Genomic DNA, 18,312 nt, shown 5'->3' with positions numbered 1-18,312 from the left:
CGCCCTATTCGGCGTAGCGGGCGTGGATGTCGCGCGCTGTCTTTTCGGCCTCGACGAGGAGGCGCGTCATGGCCTCGTCGGCCGAGGTGGTGCAGACGCGGTAGAGCCGGGCATAGGCCTCGTAGCCCGAGTTGAAGGCGCCGCTGAGCCGCTGGCGCCGGTCGTCATCGGGTTCGTCGAGATTGATCAGCTCGGCCATCTGGCCGCGCCAGTCGGTGCCGGCTTCTGGCCGGCAGAGCGGACCGAGGAAGTAGAGGCTGCCGAGGATCTCGCTCAGCCGTTCCATTTCCGCCTGGTAGGGCGGGTCGATGGCCCGCACCGGCCCGGCCGCGAGGCAGGCGACAACGATGGCGAATGCGAGCGGGCGGAAGCGCATGCGGCATCCTTATGGGAAAGGCCGAATTGCCTCAACTGCAATCGAAGATGCGGAAGGCGCCGGCCACGACTTCCCCCAGATCGGGCGTCGTGTGCATCAGGCCGATCTCGTCGAGGCGCACCCAGCGATGCGCCGTGATCTCTTCGGCCGCAACGGCGATCTCGCCCTCGAACGCCTCGGTGGCAAAGACCTGCAGCACGAACCTGCCCTCGGCGAGGAACATGCGGCGGATCGGGTGCAGCCGCCAGACGCGGAGGCCGACCTCCTCGAGGATCTCGCGCTCCGCCGCCTGCTCGGCGGTTTCGCCCGATTCGAGCCGGCCGCCGGGCAGGCTCCACATCCCGAAATAGGGCTTTTTGGCGCGCTGGATCAGCAGCACCTTGTCGCGGTCGATGAGGGCGACGGACGCGGCATTGGGTGGGCGGCGCGAGTCAGGCATTTGCCGATGTTCGGGGTTTGCCCTCGGGCCGGCAAGGCCTTAACTGAGGGGTGAAGGAGACTCGCTGATGTGCGGACGCTATGCGGCTACCCTGCCGCCGGAAATGATGGTCGAGCTGTTCAACCTGCTCAACAAGATCGATTTTCCGCCGCGCTACAACATCGCCCCGACCCAGCCGATTGCGGTGATCTGGGAGCAGCAGGGCCGCCGTACCATCCAGCTGGTGCGCTGGGGGTTCGTACCCAACTGGGTGAAGGACCCGCGCGAGTTCTCGCTGCTGATCAACGCCCGCGCCGAAACCATGGCGGAAAAGCCCTCATTCCGCGATGCGGTGCGGCATGGGCGCTGCATCATCCCGGCCTCCGGCTACTATGAGTGGATGAAGGGCAAGGATGGCGTGCGCCGGCCCTACTACATCACCATGGCCGACGGCTCGCCCATGGTGTTCGCCGGGCTCTACTCGAACTGGTCCGGTCCGTCCGGCGAGGAGGTCGACACCGCCTGCATCGTGACGGTGGAGCCGAACCTCGAGATCTCCTCGATCTACGACCGCATGCCGGCAATGCTGACGGGCGAGGCGGTGGAGCTGTGGCTCAACACGCGTGAGGTCGACGTCAAGGCCGCGACGCAGCTTGCCCTGCCCCTGCCGCCGGGCTCGCTGAGATATCACCCGGTGGGCAAGGCCATCGGCCGCGCCGATGCCGAGGGGCCGGAGCTGATCCGGCCGCTGAGCGACGAGGAACTGGCGGCCGAAGAGGTGAAGCCCGTGAAGCCGAAGAAGGTCGCGAGTGGCGGCGGGCAGCTGGACTTGTTCTAGCTACAGCACCTTGCCCGGGTTCAGTATCCCGTTGGGATCGAGCGCGGCCTTGATGGCGCGCATCATGTCGAGCGCCACCGGGTCCTTCACCTCTTTGAGTAGCTCGCGCTTCAGCTGGCCGATGCCGTGTTCCGCCGAGACCGAGCCACCGAGCCGTTTCACCACCGTGTAGATGGCCGCGTTCGCATCGGCCTCGCGCGCCATGAAGTCCTTGGGGTCGGCGCCGACGGGCTGGCTCAGGTTGAAGTGGATATTGCCGTCGCCCATGTGCCCGAACGGACAGGGCCTCACGCCGGGAATGACCTTTTCCACTGCGGCGATGCCGACGGCGATCAGCTCCGGCACGGCGCCGATCGGCACTGAGACGTCGTGCTTGATCGACGCGCCTTCCTTCGACTGCACTTCGCTCATCTGCTCGCGCGCCGCCCACATCAGGGTGCGGTCGGCTTCGGATTCGGCGACCACGGCATCGGCGACGAGGCCGGAGCCCAGCGCTTCCTCGAGCGCCGATTGCAGCGCGCCGGGCACGCCGCCCTTCATGCGGTTGACCTCGACCAGCGCATACCAGGGCGAAAGGCTGGCGGTCGGATCACGCGGCAGGAGGCCGTACTTGAGCTGCAGATCGACGCCGAAGCGGTTCATCAGCTCGAAGGCGGTGAGTCGCGAGCCGGTGCGTTCGCGGAGGAGGTAGAACAGCTGCAGCGCCGCGGCGGGATCGGTGACGTTGACGATCGCCGTCTCGTGGCCCTCGGGGATCGGGAACAGCTTCACCGTCGCCGCGGTGATGAAGCCGAGCGTGCCTTCGGCTCCGACCAGCAGATCCTTGAGGTCGTAGCCGGTATTGTCTTTATTCAGCGCATTGAGCCCGTTGTAGAGCCGCCCATCGGCCAGCACGGCCTCGACGCCCAGCGTCAGCTCGCGCGCATTGCCGAAGGCCAGCACCTGCACGCCGCCGGCATTGGAACTCAGGACGCCACCGATGCGGGCCGAGCCCTGCGAGGCCAGCCAGAGCGGGAACATGGCGCCTGCTTCTTGCGCCACCTTGTGCGCCTCTTCGAGGATGACGCCGGCTTCGAGCGTCATGTGGCCGGCGGCGGCATTGACCTCGCGCACCTTGTTGAGGCGGCTGATGTTGACGATCACCTCGTTGCCGCTCAGCGGCACCTGCCCGCCGACGAGGCCGGTATTGCCGCTCTGCGGGATCAGCGGCACGCCGTGCTGGTTGGCCCAGCGGCAGAGCGCCTGCAATGCGGGGATGTCGGCCGGCAATGCCACCGCCACGGCCCAGACCTTGAAGCGCTTGCGCGGTTCGGTGACGTAGCTCGTCATCGGCACCGGGTCGGAGATGACGCCCGCGTCCCCCAAGAGGGTTTTGAGGGCACGGACGATCTCTTTGGGGCTGAGTGCGTTCATGGCGCCGGAAGATAATCCGGGGCAGGCCGGGCGCAAGGGCGAACTTGCCCGCCTCAAGGCGCTATGCGAAAAGCGGCGCCAACGAGACATCCAATAGGAGCACGACGATGGCGAACGGGCTGATGGCCGGCAAGAAGGGCCTGATCATGGGCGTGGCGAACAACCGCTCGATCGCCTGGGGGATCGCCAAGGCCCTCGCCGACCAGGGCGCCGAGATTGCCTTCTCCTACCAGGGCGAGGCGCTGAAGAAGCGCGTCGAGCCGCTGGCTGCCGAGATCGGCGTCACCACGCTGGTCGAGTGCGATGTCAGCAACGATGCGGCGATGGACGAGACCTTCCGCGTGCTCAAGGAGAAGTGGGGGACGATGGACTTCCTCGTCCACGCTATCGGCTTCTCCAACAAGGAAGAGCTCGAGGGCCGCTACATCAACACCAGCGCCGACAATTTCGCCCTGACCATGAACATCTCGGTCTACTCGTTCACCGCTGTGGCGAAGCGCGCCGAAGCCATGCTGAACCCCGGCGGTTCGCTGCTGACGCTGACCTATTACGGCGCCGAAAAATACGTGCCGAACTACAACGTCATGGGCGTCGCCAAGGCCGCATTGGAAGCATCGGTGCGCTACCTCGCGCATGACCTCGGCCCGCAGAATATCCGCGTCAACGCCATCTCGGCCGGTGCCATCAAGACTCTCGCCGCGTCGGGCATCTCGGGGCTGCGCACCATGCTGCACTACCAGGAGAAGGCGGCGCCGCTGAAGCGCAACGTTACGCAGGAGGAAGTCGGCTCGGCCGCGCTCTATCTCTTGAGCGATTTGAGCTCTGGCGTCACCGGCCAGATCCAGTATGTCGATTGCGGCTTCAACATCATCGGCATGCATGTCGACGACGAAGCCGAAGCCACCGCGTGATTTTGAGGGGCTGCCGCGAGGCGGCCCCTTCTGTTTTTCGAGACCGACAATGTCCCTGAACTGGCCTGAACTGTATTTTATCCGCCACGGCGAAACCAACTGGAACGCAGAGGGTCGGTATCAGGGGAGCAAGGACATTCCCCTCAACGACATCGGCCGCGGCCAGGCCGATCTCAACGGCAGGCTGCTGCGGCAGCTGTTCGAGCGCGACGGGCGCTCGCCGGCCGAGTTTGCCTGGCACGTCTCTCCGCTGGGACGCACCATGGAAACGATGCAACGCGTGCGAGCCGCATTCGAAGGGCAACTGCCCGAGGCGGTACCCGACAAGCGGCTGGTCGAGGTGTCGTTCGGCGTCTACGAGGGACGCCTTCATACCGAGCTTAGCTCGGGCGAGATGGCCATTGCCGGCGAGCGGGATGCCGACTTCTGGTTCTTCCGTCCGCCTTCGGGCGAAAGCTACGAGGATGTCTCGCAGCGCATCCAGGACTTTGCCGCTGACAAGCTGACGGCGCCCGCCGTCATCGTCGCCCATGGCGGTATTTTGCGCATCCTCCGTCGCCTGATCGAGGATTTCCCCGCCGACCGCGCCGTCAACTGGTTCCCGCCGCAGGATTCCGTGGTCCACTTCATCGACGGCAAGAGCGTGGTCTATCCGGCCGGGCACAGCTGGGACGATTGACCCAGGCACTTCCTCTCCCCTAGAACGCCCACAACCTCGGGGCGCGCACTCCATGTCGTTCAACACCTTCGGTCATCTCTTTCGTTTCACCACCTGGGGTGAGAGCCATGGGCCGGCGCTTGGCGTGGTGGTGGATGGTTGTCCGCCGGGCCTGCCGATTTCGGCCGAGGTGATTCAGCGCGATCTCGATCGGCGGAAGCCGGGGCAGTCGCGGTTTACGACGCAGCGGCGCGAGGATGATCAGGTCAAGATCCTGTCGGGGGCGTTCGAGGACGAGCGCGACGGGCTGCTGAAGACCACGGGCACGCCGATCTCGCTGATGATCGAAAATACCGATCAGCGCTCCAAGGACTATTCCGAGATCAAGGACAAGTACCGGCCGGGTCATGCCGATTTCACCTATCACCAGAAATACGGGGTGCGCGACCACAAGGGCTCGGGCCGGGCTTCGGCGCGCGAGACCGCGGCGCGGGTGGCAGCGGGTGCGGTGGCGCGGCTGGTGATCCCCAATGTGACGGTGCGCGCCAGCCTCGTGCAGGTCGGCCCGCATAAGATCGACTATGGCCGCTTCGACTGGGCCCAGGTCGACCAGAACCCGTTCTTCTGCGCCGACCCGGTGGCTGCCAAGGACTGGGAAGTCTATCTCGACGGCATCCGCAAGGACGGTAACTCCGTCGGCGCGGTGATCGAAGTCGTGGCCGAAGGCGTGCCGGCCGGCTGGGGCGCGCCGATTTACGGTAAGCTCAGTGCCGATCTCGCCTCGGCGATGATGTCGATCAACGCCGTCAAGGGAGTCGAGATCGGCGAGGGCATGGGTTCGGCGGCGCTGACCGGTACCGAGAATGCCGACGAGATGCGGGCCGGTAATGCCGGGCCGTATTTCAAGTCGAACCATGCCGGCGGCATCCTCGGCGGCATTTCGAACGGCGATCCGATCGTCGTTCGTTTTGCGGTGAAGCCGACCTCCTCGATCATCACCCCGCGCGAGACAGTGACGACGCATAACGAGAACACCGAGGTCATCACTAAGGGCCGGCACGATCCCTGCGTCGGCATCCGGGCCGTGCCGATCGGCGAGGCGATGATGGCGGTGGTGCTGGCCGACCATTTCTTGCGCCACCGGGGCCAGACCGGGCGCGAGGGCGGCATCGGCTACTGAGCCTATCCGGACCGCCGCTGATGCCGGCGCGCGGTGACGCGTAGTTTGGCCGGCAATTGAGAAAAATCCTCGGCCCGAACCGCGCGCAACCCCTCATTGCGGGCAGCGCTGAGTCGTGGCTCCATGCTTGTCACATGGTGTAACCTATTGCCGGTGCTTGATATTTCATACGGATAAGGTGCTGGTAGACTACGCGGTTGCGCTCGGGGAGACCGAGGAGAATTCCAATGTTCGGACAGTGCCGCGCCTTCATTATTGCCACCAGGCCGGCCGAGAGCCGGGTGCTGGAACTGACGGCGGCACGTCTCGGCTTTGGCGAGATCGTAAGCTCGATCGGCGGCGCGACCGGGCGTCCGCTGAGCAACCTCACCTTCTTTTTCATCGATTACCGGGTGGACGACCAGTCGATGGCCGACATCATCGCCACGATCCGCGCGGATCGTCGCGGCAAGCTACGCTACTCGCCGATTTTGCTGCTCATTGAGGACGGCTCAACCGCCCGGCGGCTCAAGTATGTCCGTTTTGGCTTCGATGACGTTATCGCGCTTCCGCTGTCATTGGATGCGCTGGCGTCGCGCCTCGCCATTCAGCTGAACAGCGATCGGGTCTATCTGGAGACCAAGGACTATTTCGGGCCGGACCGGCGGCGCCTCGACGCGGGTGCCGAGCTCAGGATCGGCACGTCGGCCTACACGCGGGTATTGTTCGAGCGCAATCCCAGCGGGGGCGTGCATGTCATCCAGCGCGAGGAACGTGGATATCGGTTCCGGCCGCAGCCGAGCGCTGACACGCATTTCATGCCGAAACTGTTCGGGGAGGCGGCCCGCTAGCGCGCCAGAAGCAGGACCTAGCTCCGGCGGAACCCGGCGACGAACTCCCGGTTGCCATCGCCCCCGGCAATCGGTGAGCCGAGCGTGAAGAGGCTCTTCCAGCCTCTTTGCGCAAAATGAGCGGTGATCCGCAACACCGCATCGGCGGTGGCGGCATCGTCGGTGACGATGCCGCCCTTTCCGATATTTTCGCGGCCCACCTCGAACTGCGGTTTGATCAGGATGATGGCCTCGGCACCTGGCGCGGCAAGAGCGAGCACGGGGTCGATGACCTTGAGGATCGAGACGAAGCTGACATCGGAGACGAGCAGTTCGATGGGGTCGGGGATGATCTGTGGGTCGAGGTACCGCCCGTTGACGCCTTCGAGCGAGATGACGCGCGGGTCGGCCCGCAGGCTCTCGTGCAGCTGGTCGTGCCCGACATCCACGGCATAGACCTTTGCCGCGCCGCGCTCGAGCAGCACTTGGGTGAAGCCGCCGGTGGAGGCGCCGAGATCGAGGCAGGTCTTGCCGGCCGGATCGATGTCGCTCGCATCGAGGCCGGCGACGAGCTTCAGCGCCGCGCGCGAGACGTAGCGCGCCGCCGGATCGTCGAGCGCGACAATGTCGTCCCGACCGACCTGCTGGTTGGGTTTGACCGCGACAGTGCCGTTGACCGTCACCGTGCCGCGCAGGATCGCGTCACGAGCCCGGGCGCGGCTGGGGAGCAGACCGCGGGCTTCGAGTTCCTGGTCGAGCCGCCGGCGGTCGCTCACGAGGCCAGATTCCTTCAGGAGGCCATGAGTTTCTTGATCTTGGCGACCGCGGTGTCCTTGGGCTCGCCATAGGCGATGGTGCCTTCGAACTGGCCGTCCGCGTTGATCAGGAAGACGCTCGCCGTGTGGTTGACGAGGTAGAAGCCGTCGGCATCCGGCGCTGTCGCTTCCGACATGGCGCCGAACGATGCCTTGGCGTCGGCGGTCTGCTGCTCGGTGCCGACAAGGCCGATCACGCCGGGGAAGGAGCCGAGATAATCGGCGAGGACTTCCTTGGTGTCGCGCGCCGGATCGACGGTCACGAAAATCGTGCGCAGCTGCTCGGGCGAGAGGCCGAGTTCACTCTTCCAGGCGTCCGATTCCGCCAGCGTCGTCGGGCAGACATCGGGGCAGTGCGTATAGCCGAAGAAGACGAGGCTCGGCGTGCCCTTGAGGCTGGCTTCGGTGAAGGTGCTGCCATCTGTCGACTCGAGTGCGAAGGGCTTGCCGGTGACGCCGAGCGGTGCCGTGGGCGGCCGGAAGATGAACAGGGCCGTGGCGCCGAGCGCGGCGATGACGACGAGCGTCCAGAGGATGATGCGGAAGCGCGCGAGTGCGGGCGAAGTGGTGTCGGCCATGGTCCTGACGTCCGGAAAGCTCGTCCGCTTATAGCGCTGTTGGAGCGCGCCGGGCGAGCGGCGATGTCGCAGTCACGGAGGGGTGAGGGGCGTTCGGCCTACTGCGGATCGAGCGGTTCGGTGCCGGTGGGCTGGCCGTTGCGCAGGGTGATCTTTTCGATCCGCATCTCGGCGGCCTTGAGCAGCGCCTCGCAATGCGCCTTCAGCGCCTCGCCGCGCTCGTAGATGGCAATCGACTCGGCCAGCGGGGCCTGCCCGCTCTCAAGCTTGCCGACGATGGTCTCGAGTTCGCGCAGCGCGGCCTCGAAGCTCATTTCCTTGATGTCGTCGGCGGGGGAATCGGCCATGTCGGCTCCTCGGGAACAGGTCCCTCTGCTAGCCCGCGCCCATCAACATTTCAACATGCGCGGCAACTCCGGTGCCCAGGCCCTGCCGGTCGTAACCGCCTTCGAGCATCGAAACGATGCGGCCTTCGCACACCCGGGCTGCCACCTCCATCAACCGCCCGGTGACCCAGGCGAAATCCTCGGGGCGCCAGTTGAGGCCGGCGAGCGGATCGCGATAGTCGGCGTCGAACCCGGCGGAGATGAACAGGAAATCGGGCTGGAAGGCCTCGAGCGCGGGGAGGATGCGGCTGTCATAGGCCTCGCGCATGGCATCGGTCCCGGAGCCAGCCGGCAGCGCCGCGTTGCAGATATTGCCGACGCCGGTGAAGTCGGGTCTGCCGGTGCCGGGATAAAGCGGCATCTGGTGGCTCGAGCCGTAGAACACGGTTTCGTCGGCCTGGAAGATATCCTCGGTGCCGTTGCCGTGGTGGACGTCGAAATCGACGATCGCCACCCGCTCGGCCCCATATTTGCGCTGCGCCTCGCGCGCCACGATGGCGATGGTGTTGATGAGGCAGAACCCCATCGGCCGGCTGCGCTCGGCATGGTGGCCGGGTGGCCGTACGGCGCAGAAGGCGTTCCTGGCCTCCCCCAGGGCCACGGCCTCGAGCGCCGCCAGCCCGCCGCCGAGTGCGGTGGCGACGGCTTCGAGCGAGCGCGACGAGATGAAGGTATCCTCGTCGATCTGCCCGATCCCTTCGGCCGGGCGGGCCCGGGTGAGGATACCCAGATAGTCGTCGTCATGGACGAGGGTAGCGAGGCTGAGATCGCCTGATGGCGCGTCGCGCCGGATGAGCCGGTCGAAGCGCTCACGGCTCAGGGCCTCCTCGACGGCCCGGATGCGATCCGGCCGTTCGGGGTGGCCCGGCGGGGTAACGTGGCTTTCGAAATTGCGTTCGGAAACGAGAAGGGTGGCCATTGATCGGTTGCTGCTGCACTCCGGCAAGCTTGACGTTGCGCACGAGAGCTTGTCAAACCTCGCGCCATGGCCAGCGCCGTCCATTCCCGCACCGATCTCGCGATTCTCGCTGCGCGCCTCGTAGCCGGCGAGCTCGTCGCGTTCCCGACCGAGACGGTCTACGGGCTCGGCGCCGATGCAACGAACTCCGATGCGGTGCTCAAGATCTACGAGACCAAGGGCCGGCCGCGCTTCAATCCGTTGATCGTGCACGTCGCCGATCTGGCGATGGCGGAGCAGTTGGTGGCGTTCAGCCCGCTGGCACACAAGCTTGCCGCGTTCTGGCCGGGACCGCTGACGCTGGTGCTGCCGCGACTGCCAGACGCGGGCCTGTCGGACATCGTCACCGCCGGGCTCGATACGGTCGGCATCCGCATCCCCGATCATCCGCTGGCCCGCGACCTGATCCGGGCTGCAGGGCGGCCGCTCGCCGCGCCCTCGGCCAATCCGTCGGGCAAGCTCTCGCCGACGACCGCGGCCCAGGTCGACCGTGCCTTTGGCGGCAGGGTGCCGGTGCTCGATGGCGGGCCGTCGCAATCGGGGGTGGAGTCGACCATTCTTGCGGTCGAGGGCGAGGTCGTCACGCAGTTGCGTGCGGGGGCCTTGCCGCGCGAGCAGATCGAGACCGCGATTGGCCGTCCGGTGGCGCAGGCGGCGCCCGACGCCAAGGTGGCGGCGCCCGGGATGCTGGCGAGCCACTACGCGCCGAACGCGACACTGCGGCTCGATGCGGAATGGCCGGAACCGGGCGAGACATATCTAGGTTTCGGGCCAGGCCCGGAAGGGGCGAACCTTTCGCCGAGCGGCGACCTGCGCGAGGCGGCGCGAAACCTGTTCTCTATGCTACACCGGCTCGACGAGACGGCGACGCGGATCGCGGTCGCCCCGATCCCACACACGGGATTGGGTGAGGCGATCAACGATCGGCTGAAGCGCGCTGCGGCGCCGCGAGGCTGACGGCCCCCGCCAGCGCACGGGGCGCCAAGGACCCTGGACCAGCCCTTACTCCCGCACCTTGTATGGCTTCTGGTCGCGCCAGAAGCGCATCAGGCTTTCGAGGTCGGGGTCGGATTGCTCGGGCAGCACGATCTTCAGCGTGACGTAGAGGTCGCCGGTGCCGTGAAGGCCCTTGCCCTTGAGGCGCAGCGCCTTGGTGGTGTTGACCGAGGGCTGGAGGTTGAGCTCGGCCGAGCCGTCGAGAGTGGGGACGCGCACCTTGCCGCCGAGCACCGCCTCGTAGAGCGTGATCGGTACGTCGACGCGCAGGTCCGCGCCGTCGCGGCGGAACTGCTTGTGGCGCTCGAATTTCACCGTGACGATGGCGTCGCCCGGCGGGCCGCCCATCGGCGAGGCGTGGCCCTGGCCCTTGAGGCGGATCTGCTGGCCGTCCTCGACCTTGTCGGGCAGCTTGACGTTCAGCACCTTGCCCGTGGGCATGCGCAGCGGCACGCTGCCGCCCTGGTGCGCCTGTTCGAGCGTCACGGTGGCGGTCGCGTTGATGTCTTCGCCGCCCATGCCGGCGCCGCGGCCCTGGAAACCGCCGCCTGCGGCGGAACCGGTGAACGGGTCCCAGCTCTGGCCGGCGCCCCCGGCGCGCGCGCCGCCGCGCGGCTGGTTGCCGAAGCCGGACATGAATTCCTTGAGGATGTCCTCGGCGGAAAAGCCGCCGGCACCGGCCGAGTAGCCGCCCGCACCGGGGCGGGTGCCGCCATTGCCGCGGCCGAAGCCGGCAAAGCGCGGGTTGCCGTCGGCGTCGATCTCGCCGCGGTCGTAGCTGCCGCGCTTCTCCTTGTCGGAGAGAAATTCATAGGCGGACGAGATCTCCGCGAATTTCGCGTGAGCCTTGGGGTCGTCCTGGTTCTGGTCGGGGTGGTGTGCCTTCGCCAGTTTGCGATAGGCCGCCTTCAAATCCTTCTCGGAGACGGACTTGGGCACCCCGAGCACGCTATAGGGATCGCGCATGGGTTCCTTCAAGATGGCGCGGGTTGGGATTTGCTTTCGCCCCCTGCCATATCCTATATGGCGACGCGCCCGATGCTTGTCCAGACCGGCGCGAGACGGGGGTAAACCATGTCGGCAACAACACTTACCGAGCGCCTGTTCGACGATTCGGACAAGGCCCCGATCGACCCCTGCTCGCTGTTCGAGGAATGGTTCACCCTGGCGCAGGAGAGCGAGCCGAACGATCCGCATGCCATGGCGCTGGCGACGGTCGATGCGAACGGCATGCCCGATGTGCGCATGGTGCTGCTCAACGCTCGCGACGCGCGCGGCTATTGCTTTTTCACCAATTTCGAGAGCGACAAGGCGCTTGAACTGCTGGCCAATCCCAAGGCTGCCTTCGTCATGCACTGGAAGTCGCTGCGCCGGCAGATCCGGGTGCGTGGTCCGGTCGAGGTGGTCTCGGACGGCGAGGCCGACGCTTATTTCTCGACGCGCGCCCGCATGAGCCAGATTGGCGCCCACGCGAGCAAGCAGTCGCGCCCGCTCGCCAACCGCTACACCCTGCTCGAGCGGGTCGAGACGTTGAGCAAGAGCTTCCGCGAGGATGAGCCGGTGAACCGGCCGGCCCACTGGAAGGGTTTTCGCGTCGTGCCCCAGGTGATGGAGTTCTGGAAGGACGGCGCCAACCGGCTGCACGACCGCGTCCGTTTCACCCGGGCTGCCGATGGCAGCTGGACCCGCCAGCGCCTCTATCCCTAGCCGCCCGATTGCCAAATCATCGGGCCCCTGCAACAACATAGGCGGGGCTCGGAGCAGGCTATGGACGGACCGTGGGGCGAAACCCAAAGTCACGAAGCGGTGGTGTTTCGTGGCAAGCGCGCAGAATTCCTGCGCCTGCTGCTCAAGGGCTACCTCTTGATGGTGCCGACGCTCGGCGTCTACCGCTTCTGGCTGACGACGAACAAGCGCCGCTACTACTGGCAGAATACGACCATCGGCGGCGATGCGCTTGAATACACCGGCAGCGCGCGGCAATTGCTGTTGGGGTTCCTCTTCGCGCTGGCCTTCTTCCTGCCGGTCTATGTGGGCTTCTTCGTCCTCTCGACGCAGGCCGGCATCGTCACTGTCATCGGCTACGCGGTGCTGACCGCGTTGTTCTGGTTCTTCATCGGTTATGCCCAGTATCGCGGCCGTGATTTCCGCCTGTCGCGGACGCTGTGGCGCGGCATCCGCTTCGACCAGAAGGGGAGCGCGCTGGCCTATGCCACGCGCCGCTTCCTGTGGAGCCTTCTCGTCATCGTGACGCTCGGGCTCGCCTACCCCTTCATGTCGGCGAACCTCTGGCGCTATCGCTACAGCCACACCTGGTTCGGCGACCGGCAGATGAGCTTTGTCGGGACCTGGAAGACCGTGGCGGGGCCGTTTTACCGGGCCTATGCGACGATCGTGGCCCTGATTTTGCTGATGATCCTAGTGGCGACAAACGGCGGTGCTGGTGACATAGTGATCCAGTTCGCGCCGCTGGCACTCCTGACCTTCATTGGTCTCGCCACTCCCTACTGGCGCGCCCGCGAGGCGAGCCGGATGTTCTCGTCAATCCGGCTCGGCGAGGCAGCTGTTGCGACCCGGATAAAGTTCCGAACGCTGTTCGGCCAGTATTTCGGTCTGGGCAGTTTGCTGCTGTTGCTGCTCGTTGTCGGCATTGCAATCGCAACAGCAATTTTCGTCGCCTACTATCGCGAGACAGGCGAAATGGCGGTCGGCGACCTGCGCTCGCTCGCCTTTACCGGCTGGGGCGGGGCGGCGATCGTCGTTGGCGGGTATCTGCTCGGCTTCGGCGCCTTCTCGCTGCTCGTTGAAGCGATCATCGATTTCGGCTTCTGGAAGGCGGTGGCCCGCGGCACCACCATCACCGGGCTTCAGAGTCTCGAGAGTGTCCATGCCACTGGCGAGGATACGGCGCTGGTCGGCGAGGGTCTCGCCGATGCCCTCAACGTGGGGGCGTTCTGATGCAGCTGCCCATGGCCCGTTACTACGACGGACACACCGCCGCACCACACAATGTCACCTTTGCCATTGGCCGCGACACCGACCCGCAGCTGATGATAGCGGCGCCCGATGGCGTACAGCTCGACGGCTGGCCGCTCGCCGAAATATTCGAGGTGGCGGCGCGGCCGGGGGAACTGCGCCTCGGCGCCACCAGCCGGCCCTACGGCGCCCGCCTGATCATGAGCGGCGACGGTCTCGTCACGGCGGTGCGAAAGCTGCTGCCCGATCTCGTCAAGCGGCAGCGCGCCGACCAGGGCGAGCAGTTGCGCCTCATCGGGCTCGCCACCGGCGCGCTGGTCTCGGTGATTGTCGCCTACATTTTCGGCGTGCCGCTGCTGGCGCGCAACATCGTGCCGCTGGTGCCGGCGCAATGGGAAGCCGATCTCGGCGAGACAGCGCGCCAGCAGATCGACCAGATCGTTGGCTTCGACGGGATCGCGATCCGCTGCGACACCGATCCGGACAGCCTCGCCAGCCGGGCCATCCGTTCGTTTGCAACCGAAGTCATGGAAGGGACGGGCTCACCCTTCGCGCCGGACATCCAGGTGGTGTACTCGGACATCCCCAACGCCTTCGCCCTGCCGGGCGGGTCGAGCTACTATTTCTCGGCTCTCCTGGCGCAGACCGAGAGCGCCGACGAGTTTGCCGGCGTGATGGCGCACGAGCTGGGCCACGTCTATCACCGCCACGGCCTCGAGGGCCTGATCGAGAGTTCCGCCACCGGCCTCCTCGTCGGCTTCGTCCTAGGCGATCTTACCGGCCTCTCGGTTGCCGGCGGCCTCGGCGCGGCGCTGATCGATACTCGCTTCTCCCGCGATGCGGAGCGGCAGGCCGACCAGTTCGCCGCGGCGGCGGGGCAGCGCATGGGCTTCAACCCCGCCGCGCTGGCCGACCTGCTCGAGCGGGTCGCGGGCGACAGTCACGCCAGCCAGATGCTGCAGATCTTCTCGTCCCACCCGCTGACCGCCGACCGGCGCGCCGCGCTCGAGGCCGCGCCACCGGCGCCTGCCGGCCGGCAAGTGTTCAGCCCCGACGAGTGGCAGGCGATCAAGACCATGTGCGATCCGGCTCGCCCGACCGAGCGCCTGGACCCCTGACGCACTCCAGCTAACAGTTTTCTCCGTCAGCCCTTTGCATCGGGCGGTGCGGCGTGTTTATCGGTAGGCGTCAGTTTTTCCCTGCGGCGGCGATGCGTATTCTCATCCGGACCTCGAAATGGGCGATCTGGGCCCGGCGGTTGGGCAGCCTCGCGCTGCCCATGACCATCATCCCGATACTGCTGCACCGCGAGCAGCTGGTGTCGTCGTCCGATTTCGCCGTCATCGAGGCTGTGGCCGCCGCCATCGCGGCGTTGGCCGTGCTGCTGGCGCTCGGTGCCTTCGCGAGGCTCTGGATGACCGGCGACCGCGGCTGGGGCCGCGCAGTTTCCGGGCTGCTGTTCGGTCTCATCTGCCTCGCGCCCTTCGGTTGGTTCGGCTACCAGGCGCTGCACTACCCCATGGTCAACGAAGTGACGACCGACATCGCGGTTCCACTCGCGCTGACCAGCGATGCCCAGGTGGCGCCGACCAGTGCCGCCATGCGCGACAAGATCGCCGAGACCTTCCCCAATGCGCGGACCCGCTCCTACCCGGTAGATGCGACCGAGATGTTCGCCATTGTCGAGAACCTGGTCGATGCCCGCGGCTGGGATGTCCGGGTCCGGCGCGCGCCGCCGACTGCGCTCGACACCGGAACCATCAACGCCATCGCCATGAGCCTTATCGGCTGGCGCGACGAGGTGGCGATCCGCGTCGCCGGCACGGCGCAGGGCTCGACCATCGACATGCGATCGGTGCCGCTGGTCCGGTTTCATGATTTCGGTGAGAACGGCCGGCGTATCGAGGAATTTCTGCTCGCGCTCGACGAAAAGATCACCCTCACCCTGCGCGACGCACCGCAGGCACCCGCTCCGACCGATACCGAAGCGCCGCCGGCACCGGCGACAGAAGAGGATGAGGCGGAGTAGCCCGCCTTATCTGCTCGCTGGAGAGATACGTGTGCCGAGTACGCCGTGATCGGCGCGGATCAGGCCGCGATCGGCGAGATATTCGACATGCGCCTTGAGCGTCATGGCGGCCGCGCCGCGCAGCAGCGGATCGAGCCTGGGATAGATCGTCGTCAGCAGCTCGCCGATCCGGCGAGCTCCGGCCTCGACGGCTGCGACCACCTGCCGGTTGCGCTCCTGCCGGTGCGCCAGGAGGGCTCGGGCATAGTCAGGGCCGTCGGCAATGGCCGCGCCATGCGCCGGCAGGTAGCTCGAATAGCCGAGCCCGATCACCTTCTCGAGCGAATGGAGATAATCCGCCATCGAGCCGTCGGGCACGGCGACGAGGGTCGAGTTCCAGCCCATGATGTGGTCGCCGGTGAGCAGCCACGGCGTGCCGAGAAGGCCGAAGGCGAGGTGGTTGGCGCAGTGGCCGGGCGTCGCGATCGCCTCGAGCGCCACGCCTCCCACGGTGATCTGTTCGCCATCCTGCAGCACCCGGTTCGGGCGGTGCTGCCAATCGCTCTCGCGACCAACCGGGTTGCGCTCGAACTGGCGCCGCGGGCGGCTGAGGCGGTGCGGACCGCCCGACCAGACCGGGGCGCGGACCGCGGCCTTGAGTTTCGGCACGAGCGCCGAATGATCGAGATGGGTGTGGGTAACAATGATCGCTTCGACATGCCGCCCGCCGATCGCGGCGATGAGCGCTTCAAGATGCGCGTCTGAATCGGGGCCGGGATCGAGTACGGCGACCGAATCGGTGCCGACGATGAAACTGTTGGTGCCCTTGAAGGTGTAGGGTCCGGCGTTCGGCGCCGTCACCCGCATCGTGCCATGCGCGACTGCCACGGGACGGCCCGTTTCGGCCTCGAACTCGGTGTTGAACTGCAACGCTGGCACCCGTCCCGGCCATTGCGCTCTCCCGGGGGAGCGACTACTAAAGGCGCTGGAAAATCTGCTCTTGTTGAAGGATTGGCAATGGCCTTGACGCTCACCACGCCGAACACCGTTCTCGGCGTGCTTTCGCCCAAGTCGCAGTCGGCACGTCTCGTGGCAAATCTGGTCACGGTCGTCCTCGGCTCGTTCGTCCTGGCCCTCGCGGCCCGCACCAGCGTGCCGCTCGAGCCGGTGGCCATCAACCTCACGACCCTCGCGGTCGCGGCGCTTGCCGCCGGCTTTGGCTGGCGCATCGGCGTCGCCACGGTGGCGCTCTACATCGTCCAGGGCCTCGTCGGCCTGCCGTTCTTCGCCTCGCCTCCCTACGGCGGCTTCGAATATGTCATGCGCCCGTCCTTCGGCTTCATCGTCGGCTACCTGCCGATGGCCTACATCATCGGCCGCGCCGCTGACCTCGGCGCTTCGGGCCGTCCGGCCCTGCTGTTCCTTGCCATGCTGGTCGGCGATGCCGTGCTGTTCGCCTTCGGCTTCACCTGGCTGCTGGTGGTTGCCAACATCATCACCCAGTCGGGCGCGGCGCTGCCGAGCTGGCTCGATGCCGGCAACCTGATCGGCACTGCCTGGAACGGCGCGGTCGCTCCGTTCCTGCTGTGGGACGTGCTGAAGATGGCTTTCGCCGCGCTCAGCGTCGTCGGCGTCTGGAAGCTGCTGCCCAAGGGCGACAAAGCCGCCTGATACGCTTCTGGCATCCTGAAATGCAGAAAGGGCCGGTCACTGACCGGCCCTTTCGCTTTGCCGCAAGATCGACGCGGCCAGGGGCGATGGCCGCGCCGAGTTGCGGTGATTTGCTGGTTCTTAGTTCGTGAACACCGCGAGCGATCCGTCGGCAGCGACGCCTATCGCGACTACGTCGGCTGCCGTCGCGTTGTTGGCTTCGAGCCAGCTCTCGAGCGACGCATTGGCCGCGATCGCGGCATGGAGGTCCGCGATCTCGCCGGCATTGGCGGCGAGCGCGGCATCGAGCGAGGTTGCGGTGCCGGCATCGAGCCATGCCGCAACGTCGTAGACGGTGGCGCCCTCGGTCGAGGCGCCGGCGAGGCTGAGTTCGGTCCAGACGCTTGCGTCGATCAGCGCGATGACCTGCGAGAGGTCGTCACCGCCTGTTAAGGACGCAGCCCCGGAGGCGTTGGCGGAGAGGGCGGCTGACGTGGTATTGGTAGCGGCAGTTGAATCGAGGCCATCAAGGCCGAGACCGGCATTCGCCGAGGCGTTGAGGCCGACGGACAAGCTGCTCGCTCCGCCCGTCGAAGCGGACGCGCCTCCGCCGACCGAGGCGCCCAGTCCGATGTCGAGGGCAAGGACTGGCGCCGACATGGCGGCGAAGCAGGCGAGCGCTGCGGCGAGTGTGTTTGCTTTCATGACTCTGGCTCCTTCTGGGATCATGCGAATCGGAGTCTGGCGGTCGCTGCCTGACACCCTCGTGAGGTCGTTGTCAGCGATCGGTAAGCTCTCCGCCGCTACAGAGCCGCCTATGTTCCGTGCGGTGCCGAATCACCTGCTGCTTGCTCTTGCCACTGCCGTCCTGCTGGGGCTGGCTGGGCCCGCCAGTGCGCAGGGACTGGGGCTCGACCTCGGCGGGCTCGGCAGTGTCGATGTCGACGTGGGCAGCGATAGCGGGATCGACGTGGATGTGAATGTCGGCGGCGACGACGGGCTCGATGTCGATCTCGGTGTCGGTGGCGATGACGGTCTGGGGGTCGATGTCGACCTCGGCGGGACCGACGACGGCGTTTCCGGGCTCGACCTGGCGCCCGATGGCCTGGCACTCGGCCAGCAGGCGGCGTCGGCTGCGGTCAAGAACGGGCGTGCCCTGCCGCTCGAAGACATCCTGCTCCGCGCCAAGCTGCTGATCGATGGCGACGTCATCGACGCCCAGCTGATCGCCGTGCAGGACGTACTGCTTTACGAGTTGAAGGTACTGGGCAGGGCTGGTGACGTGAGCGAGCTCTACTTCTATGCTCGCTCCGGCCTGCCGGTGGAGACGAACTGATCAGCC

Annotated in this window: 22 protein-coding genes; 12 read left to right on the top strand and 10 right to left on the bottom strand. The window is 66.5% G+C overall.

What is annotated here, in order from left to right:
* Positions 1 to 4 precede the first annotated feature (4 nt).
* Both ACOYW5_RS14525 and ACOYW5_RS14520 read right to left on the bottom strand, forming a co-directional pair.
* A complete protein-coding gene (locus ACOYW5_RS14525) occupies positions 5 to 376 on the bottom strand; it encodes a TIGR02301 family protein (RefSeq protein ID WP_423065603.1) in 372 nt (123 codons plus the stop codon).
* 31 nt (positions 377 to 407) lie between these two features.
* Positions 408 to 815 carry an NUDIX domain-containing protein gene (locus ACOYW5_RS14520; RefSeq protein WP_423065602.1) on the bottom strand — a complete coding sequence of 136 codons (408 nt, stop codon included), beginning with the start codon at positions 813 to 815 and terminating at the stop codon, positions 408 to 410.
* A 67-nt stretch (positions 816 to 882) separates the two neighbouring features.
* Here ACOYW5_RS14520 and ACOYW5_RS14515 point away from each other — a divergent pair, with 67 nt between their 5' ends.
* Positions 883 to 1,632, top strand: a complete 750-nt coding sequence (locus ACOYW5_RS14515) for an SOS response-associated peptidase (protein WP_423065601.1) — start codon at positions 883 to 885, stop codon at positions 1,630 to 1,632.
* Here the strand turns inward: ACOYW5_RS14515 and ACOYW5_RS14510 are convergent, their stop codons facing one another.
* Positions 1,633 to 3,045: an FAD-binding oxidoreductase gene (locus ACOYW5_RS14510; protein ID WP_423065600.1), complete on the bottom strand. Its 1,413-nt coding sequence runs from the start codon at positions 3,043 to 3,045 to the stop codon at positions 1,633 to 1,635.
* 107 nt (positions 3,046 to 3,152) lie between these two features.
* Between ACOYW5_RS14510 and ACOYW5_RS14505 the strand changes: the two genes are divergently transcribed.
* The 4 genes from ACOYW5_RS14505 (at position 3,153) to ACOYW5_RS14490 (ending at position 6,624) form a co-directional block, all read left to right on the top strand.
* Entirely contained in the window at positions 3,153 to 3,956 is an 804-nt protein-coding gene (locus ACOYW5_RS14505; RefSeq protein WP_423065599.1) for an enoyl-ACP reductase FabI, read from the top strand.
* Between the two features lie 49 nt (positions 3,957 to 4,005).
* A complete protein-coding gene (locus ACOYW5_RS14500) occupies positions 4,006 to 4,635 on the top strand; it encodes a histidine phosphatase family protein (protein WP_423065598.1) in 630 nt (209 codons plus the stop codon).
* Positions 4,636 to 4,687: 52 nt separating this feature from the next.
* Complete coding sequence (gene aroC / locus ACOYW5_RS14495) at positions 4,688 to 5,794, top strand: chorismate synthase (RefSeq protein ID WP_423065597.1); 1,107 nt, start codon at positions 4,688 to 4,690, stop codon at positions 5,792 to 5,794.
* 227 nt (positions 5,795 to 6,021) lie between these two features.
* Positions 6,022 to 6,624, top strand: coding sequence for a hypothetical protein (locus tag ACOYW5_RS14490; RefSeq protein WP_423065596.1), 603 nt, complete (start codon positions 6,022 to 6,024; stop codon positions 6,622 to 6,624).
* Positions 6,625 to 6,641: 17 nt separating this feature from the next.
* Here the strand turns inward: ACOYW5_RS14490 and ACOYW5_RS14485 are convergent, their stop codons facing one another.
* The 4 genes from ACOYW5_RS14485 to ACOYW5_RS14470 form a co-directional block, all read right to left on the bottom strand.
* Positions 6,642 to 7,379, bottom strand: a complete 738-nt coding sequence (locus ACOYW5_RS14485) for a TlyA family RNA methyltransferase (RefSeq protein ID WP_423065595.1) — start codon at positions 7,377 to 7,379, stop codon at positions 6,642 to 6,644.
* A gap of 14 nt (positions 7,380 to 7,393) precedes the next feature.
* The gene (locus tag ACOYW5_RS14480) at positions 7,394 to 7,996 is read right to left on the bottom strand and encodes an SCO family protein (RefSeq protein WP_423065594.1); all 603 of its coding nucleotides are present in this window, start codon (positions 7,994 to 7,996) and stop codon (positions 7,394 to 7,396) included.
* Between the two features lie 98 nt (positions 7,997 to 8,094).
* Positions 8,095 to 8,343: an exodeoxyribonuclease VII small subunit gene (locus tag ACOYW5_RS14475; protein ID WP_423065593.1), complete on the bottom strand. Its 249-nt coding sequence runs from the start codon at positions 8,341 to 8,343 to the stop codon at positions 8,095 to 8,097.
* Positions 8,344 to 8,371: 28 nt separating this feature from the next.
* Positions 8,372 to 9,301, bottom strand: a complete 930-nt coding sequence (locus ACOYW5_RS14470; RefSeq protein WP_423065592.1) for a histone deacetylase family protein — start codon at positions 9,299 to 9,301, stop codon at positions 8,372 to 8,374.
* A 66-nt stretch (positions 9,302 to 9,367) separates the two neighbouring features.
* Here ACOYW5_RS14470 and ACOYW5_RS14465 point away from each other — a divergent pair, with 66 nt between their 5' ends.
* Positions 9,368 to 10,297, top strand: a complete 930-nt coding sequence (locus ACOYW5_RS14465) for an L-threonylcarbamoyladenylate synthase (RefSeq protein ID WP_423065591.1) — start codon at positions 9,368 to 9,370, stop codon at positions 10,295 to 10,297.
* Between the two features lie 45 nt (positions 10,298 to 10,342).
* On the opposite strand, the gene ACOYW5_RS14460 is transcribed toward ACOYW5_RS14465, so the two are convergent.
* On the bottom strand, positions 10,343 to 11,302 hold the full coding sequence (locus ACOYW5_RS14460; protein WP_423065590.1) for a DnaJ C-terminal domain-containing protein: 960 nt from the start codon (positions 11,300 to 11,302) through the stop codon (positions 10,343 to 10,345).
* Positions 11,303 to 11,410: 108 nt separating this feature from the next.
* Here ACOYW5_RS14460 and pdxH point away from each other — a divergent pair, with 108 nt between their 5' ends.
* The 4 genes from pdxH (at position 11,411) to ACOYW5_RS14440 (ending at position 15,341) form a co-directional block, all read left to right on the top strand.
* Positions 11,411 to 12,043, top strand: coding sequence for a pyridoxamine 5'-phosphate oxidase (pdxH, locus tag ACOYW5_RS14455; RefSeq protein ID WP_423065589.1), 633 nt, complete (start codon positions 11,411 to 11,413; stop codon positions 12,041 to 12,043).
* A 60-nt stretch (positions 12,044 to 12,103) separates the two neighbouring features.
* A complete protein-coding gene (locus ACOYW5_RS14450) occupies positions 12,104 to 13,294 on the top strand; it encodes a DUF898 family protein (protein WP_423065588.1) in 1,191 nt (396 codons plus the stop codon).
* Positions 13,294 to 14,430: a M48 family metallopeptidase gene (locus ACOYW5_RS14445; protein ID WP_423065587.1), complete on the top strand. Its 1,137-nt coding sequence runs from the start codon at positions 13,294 to 13,296 to the stop codon at positions 14,428 to 14,430. Before ACOYW5_RS14450 ends, ACOYW5_RS14445 begins: the two co-directional genes overlap by 1 nt.
* A 92-nt stretch (positions 14,431 to 14,522) precedes the next feature.
* On the top strand, positions 14,523 to 15,341 hold the full coding sequence (locus ACOYW5_RS14440) for a DUF1499 domain-containing protein (RefSeq protein WP_423065586.1): 819 nt from the start codon (positions 14,523 to 14,525) through the stop codon (positions 15,339 to 15,341).
* Positions 15,342 to 15,347: 6 nt separating this feature from the next.
* On the opposite strand, the gene ACOYW5_RS14435 is transcribed toward ACOYW5_RS14440, so the two are convergent.
* Positions 15,348 to 16,250: an MBL fold metallo-hydrolase gene (locus ACOYW5_RS14435; RefSeq protein ID WP_423065585.1), complete on the bottom strand. Its 903-nt coding sequence runs from the start codon at positions 16,248 to 16,250 to the stop codon at positions 15,348 to 15,350.
* An 87-nt stretch (positions 16,251 to 16,337) separates the two neighbouring features.
* On the opposite strand from ACOYW5_RS14435, the gene ACOYW5_RS14430 reads away from it, so the two are divergent.
* Complete coding sequence (locus tag ACOYW5_RS14430) at positions 16,338 to 16,991, top strand: biotin transporter BioY (RefSeq protein ID WP_423065584.1); 654 nt, start codon at positions 16,338 to 16,340, stop codon at positions 16,989 to 16,991.
* A gap of 120 nt (positions 16,992 to 17,111) precedes the next feature.
* Here ACOYW5_RS14430 and ACOYW5_RS14425 read toward each other — a convergent pair whose 3' ends face one another.
* Positions 17,112 to 17,675 (bottom strand): hypothetical protein, encoded by a 564-nt coding sequence (locus tag ACOYW5_RS14425; RefSeq protein WP_423065583.1) that lies wholly within the window; start codon positions 17,673 to 17,675, stop codon positions 17,112 to 17,114.
* A gap of 112 nt (positions 17,676 to 17,787) precedes the next feature.
* On the opposite strand from ACOYW5_RS14425, the gene ACOYW5_RS14420 reads away from it, so the two are divergent.
* Positions 17,788 to 18,306 (top strand): PepSY domain-containing protein, encoded by a 519-nt coding sequence (locus ACOYW5_RS14420; protein ID WP_423065582.1) that lies wholly within the window; start codon positions 17,788 to 17,790, stop codon positions 18,304 to 18,306.
* Positions 18,307 to 18,312: the final 6 nt, after the last annotated feature.

The organism is Devosia sp. CN2-171 (assembly GCF_049354815.1).
Lineage (GTDB): Bacteria > Pseudomonadota > Alphaproteobacteria > Rhizobiales > Devosiaceae > Devosia_A.
The sequence above is the reverse complement of the archived record's forward strand: the minus strand, read 5'-3'. Positions and strand labels throughout refer to the sequence as shown.

Bases quoted from the DNA above. Each gene is read 5' to 3' on its own strand.
- ACOYW5_RS14480 (WP_423065594.1), bottom strand. From the start codon at position 7,996: ATGGCCGACACCACTTCGCCCGCACTCGCGCGCTTCCGCATCATCCTC.
- ACOYW5_RS14525 (WP_423065603.1), bottom strand. From the start codon at position 376: ATGCGCTTCCGCCCGCTCGCATTCGCCATCGTTGTCGCCTGCCTCGCG.
- ACOYW5_RS14500 (WP_423065598.1), top strand. From the start codon at position 4,006: ATGTCCCTGAACTGGCCTGAACTGTATTTTATCCGCCACGGCGAAACC.
- ACOYW5_RS14465 (WP_423065591.1), top strand. From the start codon at position 9,368: ATGGCCAGCGCCGTCCATTCCCGCACCGATCTCGCGATTCTCGCTGCG.
- ACOYW5_RS14475 (WP_423065593.1), bottom strand. From the start codon at position 8,343: ATGGCCGATTCCCCCGCCGACGACATCAAGGAAATGAGCTTCGAGGCC.
- aroC (WP_423065597.1), top strand. From the start codon at position 4,688: ATGTCGTTCAACACCTTCGGTCATCTCTTTCGTTTCACCACCTGGGGT.
- pdxH (WP_423065589.1), top strand. From the start codon at position 11,411: ATGTCGGCAACAACACTTACCGAGCGCCTGTTCGACGATTCGGACAAG.
- ACOYW5_RS14515 (WP_423065601.1), top strand. From the start codon at position 883: ATGTGCGGACGCTATGCGGCTACCCTGCCGCCGGAAATGATGGTCGAG.
- ACOYW5_RS14430 (WP_423065584.1), top strand. From the start codon at position 16,338: ATGGCCTTGACGCTCACCACGCCGAACACCGTTCTCGGCGTGCTTTCG.
- ACOYW5_RS14440 (WP_423065586.1), top strand. From the start codon at position 14,523: ATGCGTATTCTCATCCGGACCTCGAAATGGGCGATCTGGGCCCGGCGG.
- ACOYW5_RS14445 (WP_423065587.1), top strand. From the start codon at position 13,294: ATGCAGCTGCCCATGGCCCGTTACTACGACGGACACACCGCCGCACCA.
- ACOYW5_RS14510 (WP_423065600.1), bottom strand. From the start codon at position 3,045: ATGAACGCACTCAGCCCCAAAGAGATCGTCCGTGCCCTCAAAACCCTC.
- ACOYW5_RS14505 (WP_423065599.1), top strand. From the start codon at position 3,153: ATGGCGAACGGGCTGATGGCCGGCAAGAAGGGCCTGATCATGGGCGTG.
- ACOYW5_RS14490 (WP_423065596.1), top strand. From the start codon at position 6,022: ATGTTCGGACAGTGCCGCGCCTTCATTATTGCCACCAGGCCGGCCGAG.
- ACOYW5_RS14520 (WP_423065602.1), bottom strand. From the start codon at position 815: ATGCCTGACTCGCGCCGCCCACCCAATGCCGCGTCCGTCGCCCTCATC.
- ACOYW5_RS14420 (WP_423065582.1), top strand. From the start codon at position 17,788: ATGTTCCGTGCGGTGCCGAATCACCTGCTGCTTGCTCTTGCCACTGCC.
- ACOYW5_RS14450 (WP_423065588.1), top strand. From the start codon at position 12,104: ATGGACGGACCGTGGGGCGAAACCCAAAGTCACGAAGCGGTGGTGTTT.
- ACOYW5_RS14470 (WP_423065592.1), bottom strand. From the start codon at position 9,301: ATGGCCACCCTTCTCGTTTCCGAACGCAATTTCGAAAGCCACGTTACC.
- ACOYW5_RS14425 (WP_423065583.1), bottom strand. From the start codon at position 17,675: ATGAAAGCAAACACACTCGCCGCAGCGCTCGCCTGCTTCGCCGCCATG.
- ACOYW5_RS14460 (WP_423065590.1), bottom strand. From the start codon at position 11,302: ATGCGCGATCCCTATAGCGTGCTCGGGGTGCCCAAGTCCGTCTCCGAG.